This window comes from Pseudomonas sp. 05N434, assembly GCF_056396965.1.
On record NZ_JBFTMK010000041.1, the window covers coordinates 1 to 15,464 of the forward strand.

The following is a 15,464-nucleotide window of genomic DNA, read 5'->3' on the forward strand; positions in this document are numbered from 1 at the left end:
CGCATACACCGAGACCTGGATGCCCGGGATCAGCAGCATTACGCCGAGGATGAACACCACGAACGCCAGGCAGATGTAGTTGCCGTACGGGTACCACAGGGCCTTGAACAGCGGCGTCTGCCGGGTCTTGTTCATGTGCTGGCGGAACTTGAAGTGCGAGAAGCTGATCATCGCCCAGTTGATCACCAGGGTCGCAACCACCAACGACATCAACAGTTCCAGCGCGTTTTGCGGGATCAGGTAGTTCAGCAACACCGCGATCAACGTCACAGCGGCCGACGCCAGGATCGAACGTACCGGCACGCCACGCCTGTCGATCTTCGACAAGGCTTTCGGCGCATCGCCCTGCTCGGCCATGCCCAGCAGCATGCGGCTGTTGCAGTAAGTACCGCTGTTGTACACCGACAGCGCCGCGGTCAGGACCACGAAGTTGAGGATGTGCGCGGCGGTGTTGCTGCCGAGCATCGAGAACACCTGCACGAACGGGCTGCCGCTATAGGCATCGCCGGAAGCATTCAGGGTTGTCAGCAGACTGTCCCAAGGGGTCAGCGACAACAGGACCACCAGCGCACCGATGTAGAAAATCAGGATCCGGTAGATCACCTGGTTGATGGCTTTCGGGATCACGGTTTTCGGTTTGTCGGCTTCAGCGGCGGTGAAACCAAGCATTTCCAGGCCACCGAAGGAGAACATGATGATCGCCATGGCCATCACCAGGCCGCTGACACCGTTCGGGAAGAAACCGCCGTGGGACCACAGGTTGGTCACCGAGGCTTGCGGGCCGCCGTGGCCGCTGACCAACAGATRGCTACCCAAAGCAATCATGCCAACGATCGCCACGACCTTGATGATCGCGAACCAGAACTCGGCCTCACCGAAGACTTTGACGTTGGCCAGGTTGATCGCGTTGATCAGCACGAAGAACGCGGCGGCGGAGGCCCAGGTCGGGATATCCGGCGCCCAGTAGTGGATGTATTTGCCGACCGCGGTCAGCTCCGACATGCCCACCAGGATGTACAGAATCCAGCAGTTCCAGCCCGACAGGAAACCGGCAAAACCGCCCCAGTACTTGTGCGCGAAGTGGCTGAAGGAGCCGGCCACCGGCTCTTCGACGATCATTTCGCCCAGCTGGCGCATGATCATGAAGGCGATGAAGCCGCAAATGGCGTAGCCGAGAATCATCGACGGGCCGGCGGATTTGAGCACGCCGGCCGAGCCGAGGAACAACCCGGTACCGATCGCGCCACCGAGGGCGATCAGTTGAATATGGCGATTTTTCAGGCCGCGTTTAAGCTCGCCTGAATGCGAGTTTTGTCCACTCATGAAAAGGGTCTCACGCAAGGTTTGATGATGTTCGGTAGACGTTGCTGCAAGGTTGCGATTTCAAGCAGCGCCGATCAAACCCCAGCGCAGGCACCAGGAGTTCAGCGTTTTTACGACAGTCATGCGTCACCTGTTTGTTTTTATCTGTGACGAAATCGAACCCGACACGCTCGTGACGCGGCGGAGTGAACAAGGCGGATAGCCTTGAGGTTTGCGCTGTTGCGCAGAGGGTCACAGTTAAAACGCGGCGCATTGTACACCGCTAACCCCCTGCTGCCAGACACCGCTGGATCAGCGCGTCGGTTGCCGGGATTGCCTGTGTCCGCCTCGAAGGTCTCGGGCGGCTGCAAAAATTGAGTCAGACCTTTGCAGGTTTTCGACGGGGGCAGCGGAAAAATCGCCCCACGGAGAGAGATGGAGATGAGTCACGGCGTTCATTGCGCCTCCTTCTTGTTATGCACCTGCACGACAGGCATGGGGCGCATCTCACCTTTCAATCGAGGCTGAGACAAGCGCGCCAGAGCCCTTGAACAGCATCATCGTGGCGGCAGACGGCAGGTTTTCCTTACAGCCCTTTCCACAGCGGCATTCCATGGGGTTTGAGCACGCTTTTCGTAAGGATTTATTTACAGCGCGTAACGCATGCTTTCCAAATCAGATCCAGAGAGCCGTCGACTGTAAATTGACGACAGGAAGCTTCCTAAGGAGTTTCCGACTTAGTTTTCTGTTTTTTATTAGGAAATTTACTTTTTTTAAAATGGAATAATTAGTTCAAATGAAAATTGTTTAATTATTTTTTTGCAATTCAAAAACCTGTGAACTAGGTTTTCAGCGACTTGCCGAGCCGCATCGACCGGCAAGTTGACGCGCTCTTCAATGAATGAAAAACGCGCCACTGTTCTTACCGAAGCTGTTCTTACCGTAAAAGTCATCTAGGAGATTCACCATGCAAGCACTGGACAAAGACTTGGACACTGAACTGCAACTCGACGATTGGTTTGAAGCACCGACCCATGAAGCCGCCGTTGAAATGATGCAAGCCGACGCGGTTGTTCCGTTCGGCACGGCGATGTGGCCTCTGTAAGACATCCCGGCGGGCATGATCCGGCCGGTCGTGCCCGCCACTTACCAGGTTTGTCAGGGAGGACTCCATGGATAAGCAGCGTGCCATCTCGCATTTCCTTTACTACCTCGAACATCACCCAGCCGTTGCCGGCATCAAACCGGCGAAGGTCTTGCTCGGCCATACCGCTGATTACGAGGCGCTGACCGGCGCCATCGTCGAACAGGCCGGCAACAGCCCAAGGTTCGCCTTCAGCGCGATGCGTCTGGACCTCGAACCCACCGCATTGCTGGCCAAGGCGATTGTCGACAGCGATCTGTACATCTTCTTCTACGACTCTTCCACCCTGCCCAACCCGCGTCCCGACGGCCCGGACTTTGTCCGCGCRCTGCAAGGCGTGATGGCGGAAAACTGGAAGAAGTCGCTGCTGTTCAAGGATTACGGCGATTACTTCTACGACACGTTCAGTGTCACCCCGCAGCGGATTGCCGGGTTGAACAGCCACTTGATCCAGCGCATGTCCCAGGCCACCACTTTAAGTTTCAAAGATGAGCATGGCTCGTGGTTCGAAACACCGTTGAGCAGTATCAAGAAGTGGACCGACATCAACGGTGTCGGCAACTTCGACCTGGCGCCCGGCGAGATTGCCACCCATAGCGAGTCGATTAATGGCCGAGTGAAGTTCATGGGGACGTTCCTCAGCACGATTCCGTTTGCCCGCAAGTACGGCGTACTCGCGTCACCACTGGAGTTGTGGATCGAGAACTCGACCATCAGCAAAATCGCCACCGATGTGCCGGGACTGGAACATGACTTCAACAAGTACCTGGACGCCAATCCGTCCAATCGACGCATCGAGGAGTTGGGGATCGGTACCAACGAAGGTGTGAAAGAGTTGTATGCGCGCAATGCCGGGTTCGAAGAGCGCCATTGCGGTTTGCACTTGGGGTTGGGCGGAGGCGCCAAGGGCAGCCATCATCTGGACCTGATCTTCTCTGGCGGCGTGTTGGCGCTGGATGATGAGCCGGTGTTTGATCGGCGGTTTGTGTTTTAACCCAAGGCTTTCGGCGATACAGATGACGCGCTGATCGTTCCCACGCTCTGCGTGGGAACGATCAAACAACCGCACCTGCTGAAAACCGGTTCTGCCAGACACAAAAAAACGCCATCCCGAGGGATGGCGTTTTTTATGCTGCGCTTACCGATTACTCAGGCTTGCGACGACCGAAGCCCGGACGCTGGCCGGAGCCGGCTGGCGCACCGCGGCGCTTGCCCGATGGCGCGTCCTTGTCGACCAGCACGATGCCTGGGCGTTTCTTCGGCGCCGGTTTGGCCGGGCGCTTGGTGTCGGCCGGGCGGTCTGCCACCGGCGTACCACGGCCGGCAGGCGCACCGCGATCGCTACGACCACCGGACGGAGCGCCACGGCCTTCGCCACGCTCAGTACGACCGTTGGCCGGACGCGGCGTGCGTGGACCGCGCTCGCCGTCCTGGCGTGGCGCTGGCTTGCGGGCCGGGCGCTCGCCTTCGATCTGCGGCTCGCGAGATGGACGCGGGCCGGCAGCTGGAGCGCCAGCGGCTGGACGCAGGGTCCGTACGCGTTCGGTCTTGCCCACCGGGCGGGACGATTTGCGCTGCATACGCTCGAGCTTGTCTTTGCTCTTGGCGTTCATTTGCGGCATCGCCACCGGCGTCAGGCCGACTTCAGCACTCAGAATGTCGACTTCCTGCTGGCTCATTTCGCGCCAGCGACCCATCGGCAGGTCGGAGTTGAGGAACACCGGACCGAAACGCACGCGCTTCAGACGGCTGACCACCAGGCCCTGGGATTCCCACAGACGACGAACTTCGCGGTTACGACCTTCCATCACCACGCAGTGGTACCAGTGGTTGAAACCTTCGCCACCTGGTGCCTGCTTGATGTCGGTGAATTTCGCCGGGCCGTCTTCGAGCACCACGCCTGCCTTCAGACGCTCGATCATCTCGTCGTCGACTTCACCACGTACACGGACGGCGTATTCACGGTCCATTTCGTAGGACGGGTGCATCAGGCGGTTGGCCAGCTCACCGTCGGTGGTGAACATCAGCAGACCTGTGGTGTTGATGTCCAGGCGACCGATGTTGATCCAGCGACCTTCTTTCGGGCGCGGCATCTTGTCGAACACGGTCGGACGGCCTTCCGGGTCGTCACGGGTGCAGATTTCACCGTCGGGTTTGTTGTACATGATCACGCGGCGTACCGACTCGGCAGCTTCTTCGCGCTTGATCACCTTGCCATCGATGGTGATGGCGTCATGCAGGTCGACGCGCAGGCCGAGGGTGGCGTCTTTGCCATTGACCTTGATGCGGCCGTGGCTGATCCAGGCTTCTACGTCACGGCGCGAGCCGACGCCGATACGGGCGAGGACTTTCTGCAGTTTTTCGCCTGCTGGGCCGATTTCCTGGTCGTCTTTCTGGTCGTTGATACTCATCTGGGCACCTCCCGGTGTGATCAAGTTCAGGCCTTGGCCTGAAGATGTGAAATCTGGTCGTTTGACGAAGGGATCGTCAAAGGGTCGCGAATCATACGCTCATGGAAGCGTTCGCGCATCAGAGACTAGCTGATCGACCGTCGGTTATTGGTTTTTCCGCCGGCCGGCGGTGGCTGCGATCTTTTGGCGGACCTCAATCCTCGAACTGGCGGCGTTCGGCCTCGATCGCTTCGGCCAGGGCACGGGCTTCGGCTTCTTCATCGCTCARTTCAGGTTCGGGCTTGGGTTGTTCAAGCGCGGCAACCGCGGCCAGCAGTTTCTCGCGAGCCTCGGCAACRCCAAGAATGTCATCCTCAGGTTCTGGTTCCTGCTCTTCTTCGTCAGCAACTGATGCCTCAACCTGAAGCTCTACCTCGACTTCCGGCTCCGGCTCCGGCTCCGGCTCCGGCTGCTCCGATACCTCTTCAGTCTCGGTCAACTCGCCATCGCGCAACAAATCGTCGAAATCGGTCTTGAGCCCCTCCTCCATCGTGTCCAGCTCCAGCAACAGCGTGTGGAAGCTGGTTTCTTCCTTGGGCTCTTCCGGCTCGGCGCTGGCATCTGCCAATTCTTGCAACCCGGCCGGCACCGGTGCGTCGTCGAACTCGAGCATCGGCTCGGGTTCCAGCTCGCGCAGCTCGGCCAGCGGCGGCAGGTCGTCGAGGTTCTTCAGGTTGAAGTGATCGAGAAACGCCTTGGTGGTGGCGAACATTGCCGGTTTGCCGGGCACATCACGGTAACCGACGATGCGGATCCACTCTCGCTCCAGCAGGGTTTTGACGATGTGGCTGTTGACCGCCACGCCGCGCACGTCTTCGATCTCGCCCCGGGTGATCGGTTGGCGATAGGCAATCAGGGCCATGGTTTCGAGCATGGCGCGCGAGTAACGCTGCGGCCGTTCTTCCCACAAACGCCCGACCCACGGCGCGAACTTTTCGCGGATCTGCAGGCGATACCCGGAGGCGACTTCCTTCAGTTCGAAGGCTCGGCCGTCGCAGGATTTGCCCAGAATCGTCAGCGCTTTCTTGAAAACCGCTGGTTCGGGCCGCTCGCCTTCTTCGAAGAGTTCGAACAGGCGCTCAAGCGATTGCGGTTTTCCCGAGGCCAACAGAAAGGCTTCAAGCAGTGGCGCCAGCTCGCGGGGTTCAGTCAGGTTCATGATTCAACTCGTTATTCGGCTCGGGCTCGCACATGTATCGCCGCGAACGGCTCATTCTGCACCAGCTCGACCAAGGATTCCTTGACCAGTTCGAGGATCGCCATAAAGGTCACCACTACCCCCAGACGTCCTTCTTCAGCGGTGAACAGCTCGACAAAGGGCACGAAACCGCCACCCTTGAGCCGCTCCAGTACATCGCTCATGCGTTCGCGGGTGGACAGTGCCTCGCGGCTGACCTGGTGGCTTTCGAACATGTCGCCCCGGCGCAAGACCTCGGCCATGGACATCAGCAACTCCTCCAGGCTCACGTCCGGCAGCAGCTTGCGCGCCCGGGCTTCCGGCGCGTCGAGCTTGGGCACCACGACATCGCGGCCGACGCGGCTCAGGCCATCGATACCTTCGGCGGCGGCCTTGAAGCGTTCGTATTCTTGCAAGCGGCGGATCAGTTCGGCGCGAGGGTCGTCTTCCTCGTCTTCAATGGTTTCGGCTCGCGGCAGCAGCATCCGCGACTTGATCTCGGCAAGCATCGCGGCCATCACCAGGTACTCGGCGGCCAGTTCCAGGCGCACCGACTGCATCAATTCGACATAGCCCATGTACTGGCGGGTGATTTCCGCCACCGGGATGTCGAGAATATTGATGTTCTGTTTGCGGATCAGGTACAGGAGCAGGTCGAGCGGGCCTTCGAAGGCTTCCAGAAAGACCTCGAGCGCATCCGGCGGGATGTACAGGTCCAGCGGCATTTCCATGACCGCCTGGCCATAGACCATGGCGAAAGGCAGTTCTTGCTGGGCGCCGGCCTGGCTGTCGACGGGTTCTGGTTCTACTGCAGACATCTACGCCTCGGCCATGAATGGCGTTGGGTCGCCGCAACCGACACGGATGACTTCCGGCTCGCCGTCGGCGAGGTTGATCACGGTGGACGCCTTGATCCCGCCGAAACCGCCGTCGATGATCAGGTCCACCTGATGCTCCAGCAACTGGCGCATTTCGTAGGGATCGGTCAGCGGGTCAGTGTCGCCGGGCATGATCAGGGTCACGCTCATCAGCGGTTCGCCGAGTTCTTCCAGCAGCGCCAACGCAATCGGGTGGCTCGGCACGCGCAGGCCGATGGTGCGTTTTTTCGGGTGCAGCAACAGCCGCGGAACTTCGCGGGTGGCGTTGAGAATGAAGGTGTAAGGCCCCGGCAAGTGGGCCTTGAGCAGACGGAAAGTACCGGTGTCGATCTTGGCGAACAGCCCCAGCTGCGACAGGTCGCTGCAGATCAGCGCAAAGTTGTGCTTCTCATCCAGCTGACGCAACCGACGCACACGCTCCACGGCGGTCTTGTCACCGATCTGGCAACCAATGGCGTAGGAAGAGTCTGTGGGATAAATCACCACCCCGCCGTTGCGGATGATCTCGACAGCCTGTTTGATCAGGCGCGCTTGCGGGTTTTCCGGATGAATCTGGAAAAATTGACTCACATTCTCTACCTGTTCAGACGGCGGCAATAATTGGGTCATGTTTGAATCGACACCACAGTGGTGGCAGATCCTCCGGGAGCGGGCGGTATTCACCGATCTCGGACCAGCCTCCAGGGCCATGAAAATCACTGCCGGCGCTGACCAGCAGACCAAACTCACGGGCAAGAATCGCCAGGCTGCCCACTTGCTCGGCGGGCTGATGGCCATTGACCACTTCAATCGCGTGGCCCCCGGCTTGAATATAGTCAGAAATCAGGCGGCGACGCTTGCTACGAGTGAAATCGTAGTGCCAGGGGTGCGCCAGGCTGACCCAGGCACCCGCGGCGCGCAGGGTCTCGACGGTGTCTTCGAGGGTCGGCCAGTGCAGCTTGACGTCTCCCAGCTTGCCGGCGCCCAGCCATTTGCGGAACGCTTCGGCGCGATCCTTGACGAAACCTTCGCGCACCATCCAGTCGGCGAAGTGCGGACGGGCCGGCGCGTTGCCGCTGTCGCCCAGTTCCTGCTGAATGGCGCGGGCGCCGTCAAGCGCCCCCGGCATGCCTTTCAACGCCAACTTGCGGCTTATTTCTTCGGACCGTAGCCAGCGGCCATCGTGCAATTTGGCGATGGCCTCGACCAATGGCGCGGCATTGACGTCGAAACCATAGCCCAGCACATGAATGGTCGCCCCGCCCCAGGTGCAGGACAATTCGACGCCGTTGACCAGTTGCATCCCCAGCGCCGTCGCGGCGCTACGGGCCTCGTCGAGGCCTTCAAGGGTGTCGTGATCAGTCAAGGCCAGGACTCGCACGCCTTTCTCGAACGCACGCGCAACCAGTGCCGCAGGCGCCAGGGCGCCATCGGAGGCCGTGCTATGGCAGTGCAAATCAACATTCACAGGACTATGTAACCTCAAATCAGCTGACGCTATCGCGCGTCAATATGTTTGTTATTATGCCGCCACATCCTGCTTCTGGCTGCCACTGTGAAACAATTCATCGACTTCATCCCGCTTCTGCTGTTTTTCATCGTCTTCAAAATCGACCCGCGGATCGTCGACATTGGCGGTCATCAACTGTCTGTCGGTGGTATTTACAGCGCCACCGCGATGCTGATCATCAGCTCCCTGGTGGTCTACGGCACGCTGTACATCAAGCAGCGCAAGCTGGAGAAGAGCCAGTGGCTGACCCTCATTGCCTGCCTGGTCTTCGGTAGCCTGACCCTGGCGTTCCACAGCGAAACCTTCCTGAAATGGAAAGCCCCGGTGGTCAACTGGCTGTTCGCCCTCGCGTTCATCGGCAGCCATTTCGTCGGTGACCAACTGCTGATCAAACGCATCATGGGCCACGCGCTGACTCTACCGGAGCCAATCTGGACCCGCCTGAACATCGCCTGGATCGGTTTTTTCCTGTTTTGCGGTGCCGCCAACCTGTTCGTCGCGTTCACGTTCCAGAGCTACTGGGTAGACTTCAAGGTCTTCGGCAGCCTGGGCATGACTTTGCTGTTCCTGGTCGGCCAGGGCATCTACCTGTCCCGCCACCTGCACGACGCCGACACCACAACGCCAAAAACCGAGGACTGACATGCTTTACGCAATCATTGCCACAGACGTCGCCAACTCCCTGGAAGCCCGACTGGCCGCACGGCCTGCGCACCTTGAGCGTCTGCAAGTGCTCAAGGGCGAAGGTCGTATCGTATTGGCCGGTCCACACCCGGCGGTCGACAGCAATGATCCGGGCGCAGCCGGTTTCACTGGCAGCCTGATCGTCGCCGAATTCGAGTCCCTGAGCGCCGCCAAGGCCTGGGCCGACGCCGATCCGTACGTTGCCGCAGGCGTCTACGCCAATGTTCTGGTCAAGCCGTTCAAGCAAGTCCTGCCGTAAAGTTCTCGCGTGCGGTGAATCTTATCGATTCATCGCACGTTCAATCGCTCATTATTCTCGTTTACCGGCCGACAACCTGCCCAATACTCGTATTGGAATCAGGAGTTGCGATGYGCAAAGGTCCGTTGTGTCTGATGTTGGTGACGTTGTCGATCATGGCGCCAGCCCATGGTGAAGAAAGCGCCAATGGCGGTAATTCGACGCCGCTGTCCTTGAGCGCCGGTAGCCAGATCACCGAGTTGCAGCAGCGCTTGAAAGAGAGCGAGCAGCAACGAGAAACACTGAGCAAACAATTGCAAACCACCGATGGCGAGCGCGAAAGCGCCCAGCTGAGCCGGTTGCGCCAGGAGAATCAGCGCCTGAAGCTGCAACTCAAGGAAACCCTGGCCAGCAGCCCGCTACCGCGCCTGCTGACCGATCAGCAGCAGTGGTTCGTTATTGGGGCGGCAGTAGCGCTATTGGCCCTGCTCTGCGGTATCTTCGCCAGTGGTGCCACCAGAAAACGTAGGCAATGGCTAAATTGAGTGAGTCATGAGCGAGCTGTTACTAATTGATGATGACCAGGAGCTGTGTGAGCTCCTGAGCAGTTGGCTGAGCCAGGAAGGCTTTCAGGTTCGCGCCTGCCACGATGGCCAGAGCGCCCGTCACGCGTTGGCCGAAACGTCTCCGGCGGCCGTGGTGCTGGACGTGATGCTGCCGGACGGCAGCGGCCTGGAACTGCTAAAGCAACTGCGCAGCGACCATCCGGATTTGCCGGTGCTGATGTTGTCGGCCCGTGGCGAACCGCTGGACCGCATCCTCGGCCTGGAACTGGGCGCCGACGATTACCTGGCCAAGCCGTGCGACCCACGGGAACTGACCGCCCGCCTGCGCGCGGTGTTGCGCCGCAGTCATCCGACGGCGGTCTCCAGCCAGCTCGAGCTGGGCGACCTGTGCTTCAGCCCGGTGCGCGGGGTGGTCAGCATCGATGAACAGGAATTCACCCTCACCGTTTCCGAAAGCCGACTGCTCGAAGCCCTGCTCAAGCAGCCCGGCGAACCGCTGGATAAACAGGAACTGGCGCAAATCGCCCTCGGTCGCAAACTGACCCTGTACGACCGCAGCCTGGACATGCACGTCAGCAACCTGCGCAAAAAAATCGGCCCACACCCCGACGGCCGCCCACGCATCGTGGCCCTGCGCAGTCGCGGTTACTACTACAGCCTCTGAACCTGACACGCCCCTTCGTAGCAGCTGTCGAGCCCCAGCGAGGCTGCGTTCGGCTGCGAAGCAGTCGTGATCCGCCTGATGCGGTGTATCTGAAAGAGCGTGCAAACAGATTTTACGACTGCTGCGCAGCCGAACGCAGCCTCGCAGGCTCGACAGCTGCTACGAAGGCCAGGTTTCGTCAGAGAAATATCGGCGAAGTGTTGGAATTGTCAGCAAAGCAGAAAACCGTCTTTACCCAAGCTTTACGCTCCGCTGACCGCCGTTGACCTTGATCTGCGTAATCTGCACACATCCGGAACGTACCGGGAACGAGACAAGGAGATACACCATGCGCAAGACTCTTATCGCTCTGATGTTTGCTGCCGCCCTGCCGACCGTTGCCATGGCCATGCCTGAAGGAACAGGCCCGATGGGTGATCACATGGACGGCTCACGCCACAGCGGTCAGATGCACGGCATGCACGGCAGAGGCCCTTACAGCCAACTGGACCTGAGCCGCGAACAGCGCGAGCAGATCCGCAAAATCATGGGCGAGCAGATGCACGAGCGTCAGCAACTGGTCGACAAGTACCTGGAAAAACTCTCGCCGGCCGACCAGAAAGCCCTGAAAGACGAGATGGAGGCCAAGCACAAGAAAGCCGAAGCCGACGTTCGCGCCCTGCTGAAACCGGATCAACAGAAGCAATTCGACGAGATCCAGAAGAAACAAGCTGAGCGTCGCGCCGAATGGGCCGAGTTCAAGGCCTGGAAAGCGCAGCAAGCGCAAAAGGCGCAATAATGCGTTAACCCCGGACCCAACGGCTAATCACCGTTGGGTCTGATGCCTCTCAGTTCGTTGTGGGAGCGAGCCTTTGTGGCGAGGGAGCTTGCTCCCGTTGGGGCGCGAAGCGGCCCCGGTATTTCAAAGTTAAACCGTATGTAACGGGTTTACGACTGCTTCGCAGCCGAACGGGGCGATGCGGCGTTCCGACAAGCCCCCTCGCCACACATTGATTTGAGCTTGTTCGAGGATTTTCTGTGCGCTCATTGTTCTGGCGTATCCTGGCCAGCTTCTGGCTGGCCATCGCTCTGGTTGCAGGGCTTTCCATTTTGCTGGGACACATGCTCAACCAGGACGCGTGGATTCTCAGTCGCCACCCGGGCCTCAATACCCTGGCCGAACAGTGGACGCAAACCTACGAAAGCCAAGGCGAGGAAGCCGCCCAGGACATCCTGGAGCAGCGCAAGCGCCAATATCACATCGACGTTCAGGTGCTCAACGAGGCAGGAGACCCGGTGGTACGCGGCACCTTCCCTCGGCGTGCAGCCGCCTTCGAAGCACGGCAGCAAAACGATGATCGGCGCCTGCCGTGGCGACGCCTGACCGATGAATACACCAGCGCCAAGACGGGCGACACCTACCTGCTGATCTATCGCATTCCCCACCCGGAACTGGACGCCTGGCACCGTGAAAGCCTGCTCTGGCCGTTGAGCGCGCTGGGTATCGCCCTGGTGGTACTGACCCTGTTCAGCCTGCTGGTGACCTTTTCCATCACCCGACCGCTGAGCCGTTTACGTGGCGCAGTGCATGAATTGGGGCAGACGACGTATCAGCAAAACAGCCTGGCGCAACTGGCTAACCGCCGCGATGAATTCGGTGTGCTGGCCAACGACTTCAACCGCATGGGCGCGCGCCTGCAAAGCCTGATCGGCAGTCAGCGGCAATTGCTGCGCGATGTGTCCCACGAGTTGCGTTCGCCCTTGGCCCGACTGCGCATTGCGCTGGCACTGGCCGAGCGGGCCAATCCCCAGGAGCGGGAAAAACTCTGGCCGCGCCTGACCCGTGAATGTGATCGACTGGAAGCACTGATCAGCGAAATCCTGGTGTTGGCGCGGGTCGATGCCGACAACGCCAGTGCCGAAGAGGTGGATCTCAATGCACTGCTCAATACCCTGCAAAAGGATGCTCAGCTAAGTTCGCCGGAGCAGAACGTGCGCCTTGAGGCCGAGCCGCAACTGAACCTCAGAGGCTGGCCGACCATGATCGAGCGGGCCGTGGACAACCTGCTGCGCAATGCCCAACGCTTTAACCCGGTCGGGCAACCGATCGAAATGCAAGCGGCGCGTCAGGGCGACAGGATTGTGGTCAGCGTGCGCGATCACGGCCCCGGTGTAGAGGCTGATCATTTGAATCAGTTGGGGGAGCCGTTCTATCGGGCACCGGGGCAGACAACGGCCGGGCATGGCTTGGGGCTGGCTATCGCACGCCGTGCGGCGGAACGCCATGGCGGCAGTCTGGTGCTGGCCAATCATCCTGGAGGCGGGTTTATTGCCAGCCTGGAATTGCCGTTGGTGCCGGGGGCTGTCGTCCAACCCTGAACCCTGTGGGAGCGGGCTTGCCCGTTCCCACATGGACCTATATCTTCAGGCCTTACCGGACCAGGCGCTGACAAACTCGGCCAGATCAACCTTCTCCGCCACACGCGGTTCTTTCTGCGGCGTACCGAGATAAAGGAACGCAATCACCTCTTCCCCTTCGGCCAAACCCAACCCCTTGGCTACATGCGGCGAATAGGCCAGCTCACCGGTGCGCCATACCGCGCCAATGCCTTGCGCGTAAGCGGCCAGCAAAATCCCGTGAGCCGCGCAGCCTGCCGCCAACAATTGTTCGGATTTCGGGTATTTGACGTGATCCTGCAAACGCGCGATCACCACAACCACCAGCGGTGCACGCAGCGGGCCGTTACGGGCCTTGTCCAGCGCGGCTTCTGACACCTCGCTGTCTTGCAGTTTCGCCGCTTCGGCCAGCAACTCGCCCATTTGCTCGCGCGCCGCGCCTTCGACTGTCAGGAAGCGCCAAGGCTGCAAATGGCCGTGGTCTGGCGCACGCATCGCGGCGGCAAACAGCACTTCGCGTTGCTCGGCAGYGGGCGCCGGATCGAGCAGTCGTGGAACAGAAACACGGTTGAGCAAAGCGTCGAGAGCCTGCATCGGCCACCTCCTGAAAAAAATGTCTGCCTATTCTAGCGGTATCCGGCACAGGGCTGTCGGTTTACATGCCCTGCCCCGCAGGTAGAATGGAGCCCTCCCTACTTCAGCCCGAGCGGACTTCATGGCGTTGCCGACCTTACGGATCATTGGTTTCATCATCGGCATCTTCCTGATCACGCTGGCCATTTCCATGGCCGTGCCCATGGCTACCCTGGTGATCTTCGAGCGCACCAGCGACCTGCCGTCATTCCTCTGGGCCAGCATGATTACCTTTGTCGCCGGCCTGGCCCTGGTCATTCCGGGGCGTCCCGAACACATCCATCTGCGCCCGCGAGACATGTACCTGCTGACCGTCAGCAGCTGGCTGGTGGTGTGCATCTTCGCCGCCCTGCCGTTCCTGCTGACCCAGAACATCAGCTACACCGACTCATTCTTCGAAAGCATGTCCGGCATCACCGCCACCGGCTCGACGGTGCTCACGGGCCTGGACACCATGTCCCCCGRCATCCTGATATGGCGCTCCTTGCTGCACTGGATCGGCGGGATCGGCTTTATCGGCATGGCGGTCGCGATTCTGCCATTGCTGCGCATCGGTGGCATGCGGCTGTTTCAGACCGAGTCGTCAGACCGTTCCGAAAAGGTCATGCCCCGTTCGCACATGGTGGCGCGCTTGATCGTTGCGACCTACGTCGGCATCACCATTTTCGGCAGCCTGGCGTTCTGGTGGGCCGGGATGAGCCCGTTCGATGCGATCAACCACGCGATGTCGGCGATTTCCACCGGCGGGTTTTCCACCTCCGACCAGTCTTTGGCCAAATGGCCGGAGCCTGCGGTGCATTGGGTCGCGATCGTCATCATGATTCTCGGCGCCTTGCCGTTCACCTTGTATGTCGCCACGTTACGCGGTAACCGTCGGGCGCTGATCAAGGATGAACAGGTGCAAGGCTTGCTCGGCATGTTGCTGGTGACCTGGCTGGTGCTCGGCACCTGGTACTGGTGGACCACCCAGTTGCACTGGCTGGACGCCTTGCGGCATGTGGCGCTGAACGTCACTTCGGTGGTGACGACGACAGGTTTTGCACTGGGGGACTACAGCCTCTGGGGCAACTTCTCGCTGATGCTGTTCTTTTACCTGGGGTTTGTTGGCGGCTGCTCGGGTTCGACCGCTGGCGGGATCAAGATTTTCCGCTTTCAGGTGGCCTACATTCTGCTCAAGGCCAACCTTAACCAGTTGATTCACCCGCGCGCGGTGATCAAGCAGAAGTACAACGGCCACCGTCTCGACGAAGAAATCGTACGTTCGATCCTGACCTTTTCGTTCTTTTTCGCCATCACCATTTGCGTGATCGCTCTACTGCTGTCGCTGCTCGGCGTGGACTGGATGACCGCCCTTACCGGCGCGGCCAGCACGGTGTCCGGCGTCGGCCCGGGGTTGGGCGAAACCATTGGCCCGGCGGGTAACTTCGCCAGCCTGCCGGATGCCGCGAAGTGGATTCTCTCGTTCGGCATGCTGTTGGGTCGGCTGGAGATCATTACGGTGTTTGTTCTGTGTATCCCTGCGTTCTGGCGTCACTGACCGGCTTGAGCGCTTCCGTCAGCCGCGCCCGGTATTCGCCGGGGGTGGTGTCGAACCAGCGTCGGAAAGCGCGGAAGAAGTTGCTCGGATCGGCAAACCCCAGCAGGTAGGCAATTTCCAGCAGCGTCATGCTCGGTCGCGCCAGGTATTGCTCGGCCAGTTCACGCCGTGTGTCATCCAGCAACGTCTGAAAACTCGTGCCCTCTTCCTGCAAGCGTCGCTGCAAGGTGCGTTGCGACAGGTGCAGCGCCTGCGCTACCGCATCGCGCTTGGGTTCGCCCTGGGGCAGCAAGCGGCACAACACCTGCCGCGCATTGTGGGTCACG

At 60.1% G+C, this 15,464-nt stretch carries 17 protein-coding genes; 9 read left to right on the forward strand and 8 right to left on the reverse strand.

Annotated elements, in window-relative coordinates; all coding sequences use genetic code 11:
• Positions 1 to 1,323: amino acid permease (locus AC1DLB_RS04865; RefSeq protein WP_477784676.1), on the reverse strand; the 1,323-nt coding region annotated here is incomplete at its 3' end.
• A gap of 946 nt (positions 1,324 to 2,269) precedes the next feature.
• On the opposite strand from AC1DLB_RS04865, the gene AC1DLB_RS04870 reads away from it, so the two are divergent.
• The gene (locus tag AC1DLB_RS04870) at positions 2,270 to 2,407 is read left to right on the forward strand and encodes a hypothetical protein (protein ID WP_007938535.1); all 138 of its coding nucleotides are present in this window, start codon (positions 2,270 to 2,272) and stop codon (positions 2,405 to 2,407) included.
• 67 nt (positions 2,408 to 2,474) lie between these two features.
• Positions 2,475 to 3,440 (forward strand): M29 family metallopeptidase, encoded by a 966-nt coding sequence (locus tag AC1DLB_RS04875; protein ID WP_477744226.1) that lies wholly within the window; start codon positions 2,475 to 2,477, stop codon positions 3,438 to 3,440.
• Between the two features lie 151 nt (positions 3,441 to 3,591).
• Here the strand turns inward: AC1DLB_RS04875 and rluB are convergent, their stop codons facing one another.
• From rluB to AC1DLB_RS04900, 5 genes are all read right to left on the reverse strand, one after another.
• The gene (gene rluB / locus AC1DLB_RS04880; protein WP_018929938.1) at positions 3,592 to 4,857 is read right to left on the reverse strand and encodes a 23S rRNA pseudouridine(2605) synthase RluB; all 1,266 of its coding nucleotides are present in this window, start codon (positions 4,855 to 4,857) and stop codon (positions 3,592 to 3,594) included.
• A gap of 193 nt (positions 4,858 to 5,050) precedes the next feature.
• Complete coding sequence (scpB, locus tag AC1DLB_RS04885) at positions 5,051 to 6,055, reverse strand: SMC-Scp complex subunit ScpB (RefSeq protein ID WP_192379654.1); 1,005 nt, start codon at positions 6,053 to 6,055, stop codon at positions 5,051 to 5,053.
• A gap of 11 nt (positions 6,056 to 6,066) precedes the next feature.
• Positions 6,067 to 6,825 (reverse strand): segregation and condensation protein A, encoded by a 759-nt coding sequence (locus AC1DLB_RS04890; RefSeq protein ID WP_253548957.1) that lies wholly within the window; start codon positions 6,823 to 6,825, stop codon positions 6,067 to 6,069.
• Between the two features lie 66 nt (positions 6,826 to 6,891).
• Positions 6,892 to 7,521 carry an L-threonylcarbamoyladenylate synthase gene (locus AC1DLB_RS04895; RefSeq protein ID WP_007938530.1) on the reverse strand — a complete coding sequence of 210 codons (630 nt, stop codon included), beginning with the start codon at positions 7,519 to 7,521 and terminating at the stop codon, positions 6,892 to 6,894.
• 13 nt (positions 7,522 to 7,534) lie between these two features.
• A complete protein-coding gene (locus AC1DLB_RS04900; protein ID WP_018929935.1) occupies positions 7,535 to 8,398 on the reverse strand; it encodes a PHP domain-containing protein in 864 nt (287 codons plus the stop codon).
• Between the two features lie 87 nt (positions 8,399 to 8,485).
• On the opposite strand from AC1DLB_RS04900, the gene AC1DLB_RS04905 reads away from it, so the two are divergent.
• From AC1DLB_RS04905 to AC1DLB_RS04930, 6 genes are all read left to right on the forward strand, one after another.
• On the forward strand, positions 8,486 to 9,082 hold the full coding sequence (locus tag AC1DLB_RS04905) for a septation protein A (RefSeq protein ID WP_477744225.1): 597 nt from the start codon (positions 8,486 to 8,488) through the stop codon (positions 9,080 to 9,082).
• A 1-nt stretch (position 9,083) separates the two neighbouring features.
• Complete coding sequence (locus AC1DLB_RS04910) at positions 9,084 to 9,383, forward strand: YciI family protein (protein WP_019579534.1); 300 nt, start codon at positions 9,084 to 9,086, stop codon at positions 9,381 to 9,383.
• A gap of 110 nt (positions 9,384 to 9,493) precedes the next feature.
• Positions 9,494 to 9,907, forward strand: a complete 414-nt coding sequence (locus AC1DLB_RS04915; RefSeq protein ID WP_477784677.1) for a translation initiation factor 2 — start codon at positions 9,494 to 9,496, stop codon at positions 9,905 to 9,907.
• 7 nt (positions 9,908 to 9,914) lie between these two features.
• Positions 9,915 to 10,592 carry a response regulator transcription factor gene (locus AC1DLB_RS04920; protein ID WP_086946374.1) on the forward strand — a complete coding sequence of 226 codons (678 nt, stop codon included), beginning with the start codon at positions 9,915 to 9,917 and terminating at the stop codon, positions 10,590 to 10,592.
• 328 nt (positions 10,593 to 10,920) lie between these two features.
• Positions 10,921 to 11,370, forward strand: a complete 450-nt coding sequence (locus AC1DLB_RS04925; RefSeq protein ID WP_064619577.1) for a hypothetical protein — start codon at positions 10,921 to 10,923, stop codon at positions 11,368 to 11,370.
• A gap of 239 nt (positions 11,371 to 11,609) precedes the next feature.
• A complete protein-coding gene (locus AC1DLB_RS04930; protein WP_138866134.1) occupies positions 11,610 to 12,950 on the forward strand; it encodes a sensor histidine kinase in 1,341 nt (446 codons plus the stop codon).
• 45 nt (positions 12,951 to 12,995) lie between these two features.
• On the opposite strand, the gene AC1DLB_RS04935 is transcribed toward AC1DLB_RS04930, so the two are convergent.
• Positions 12,996 to 13,562: an NAD(P)H nitroreductase gene (locus AC1DLB_RS04935; protein ID WP_477784678.1), complete on the reverse strand. Its 567-nt coding sequence runs from the start codon at positions 13,560 to 13,562 to the stop codon at positions 12,996 to 12,998.
• Positions 13,563 to 13,683: 121 nt separating this feature from the next.
• On the opposite strand from AC1DLB_RS04935, the gene AC1DLB_RS04940 reads away from it, so the two are divergent.
• Complete coding sequence (locus AC1DLB_RS04940; protein WP_477784679.1) at positions 13,684 to 15,138, forward strand: TrkH family potassium uptake protein; 1,455 nt, start codon at positions 13,684 to 13,686, stop codon at positions 15,136 to 15,138.
• Here AC1DLB_RS04940 and AC1DLB_RS04945 read toward each other — a convergent pair.
• Positions 15,095 to 15,464 (reverse strand): helix-turn-helix transcriptional regulator (locus tag AC1DLB_RS04945; RefSeq protein WP_477784680.1); only part of this gene is annotated, 370 nt, incomplete at its 5' end. The two genes, AC1DLB_RS04940 and AC1DLB_RS04945, sit on opposite strands and share 44 nt — an antisense overlap.

What these genes read in the sequence shown, in the direction of transcription:
- AC1DLB_RS04920 (WP_086946374.1), top strand. Translation starts at nt 9,915, where the DNA reads ATGAGCGAGCTGTTACTAATTGATGATGACCAGGAGCTGTGTGAGCTC.
- AC1DLB_RS04925 (WP_064619577.1), top strand. Translation starts at nt 10,921, where the DNA reads ATGCGCAAGACTCTTATCGCTCTGATGTTTGCTGCCGCCCTGCCGACC.
- AC1DLB_RS04870 (WP_007938535.1), top strand. Translation starts at nt 2,270, where the DNA reads ATGCAAGCACTGGACAAAGACTTGGACACTGAACTGCAACTCGACGAT.
- rluB (WP_018929938.1), bottom strand. Translation starts at nt 4,857, where the DNA reads ATGAGTATCAACGACCAGAAAGACGACCAGGAAATCGGCCCAGCAGGC.
- AC1DLB_RS04910 (WP_019579534.1), top strand. Translation starts at nt 9,084, where the DNA reads ATGCTTTACGCAATCATTGCCACAGACGTCGCCAACTCCCTGGAAGCC.
- AC1DLB_RS04890 (WP_253548957.1), bottom strand. Translation starts at nt 6,825, where the DNA reads ATGGTCTATGGCCAGGCGGTCATGGAAATGCCGCTGGACCTGTACATC.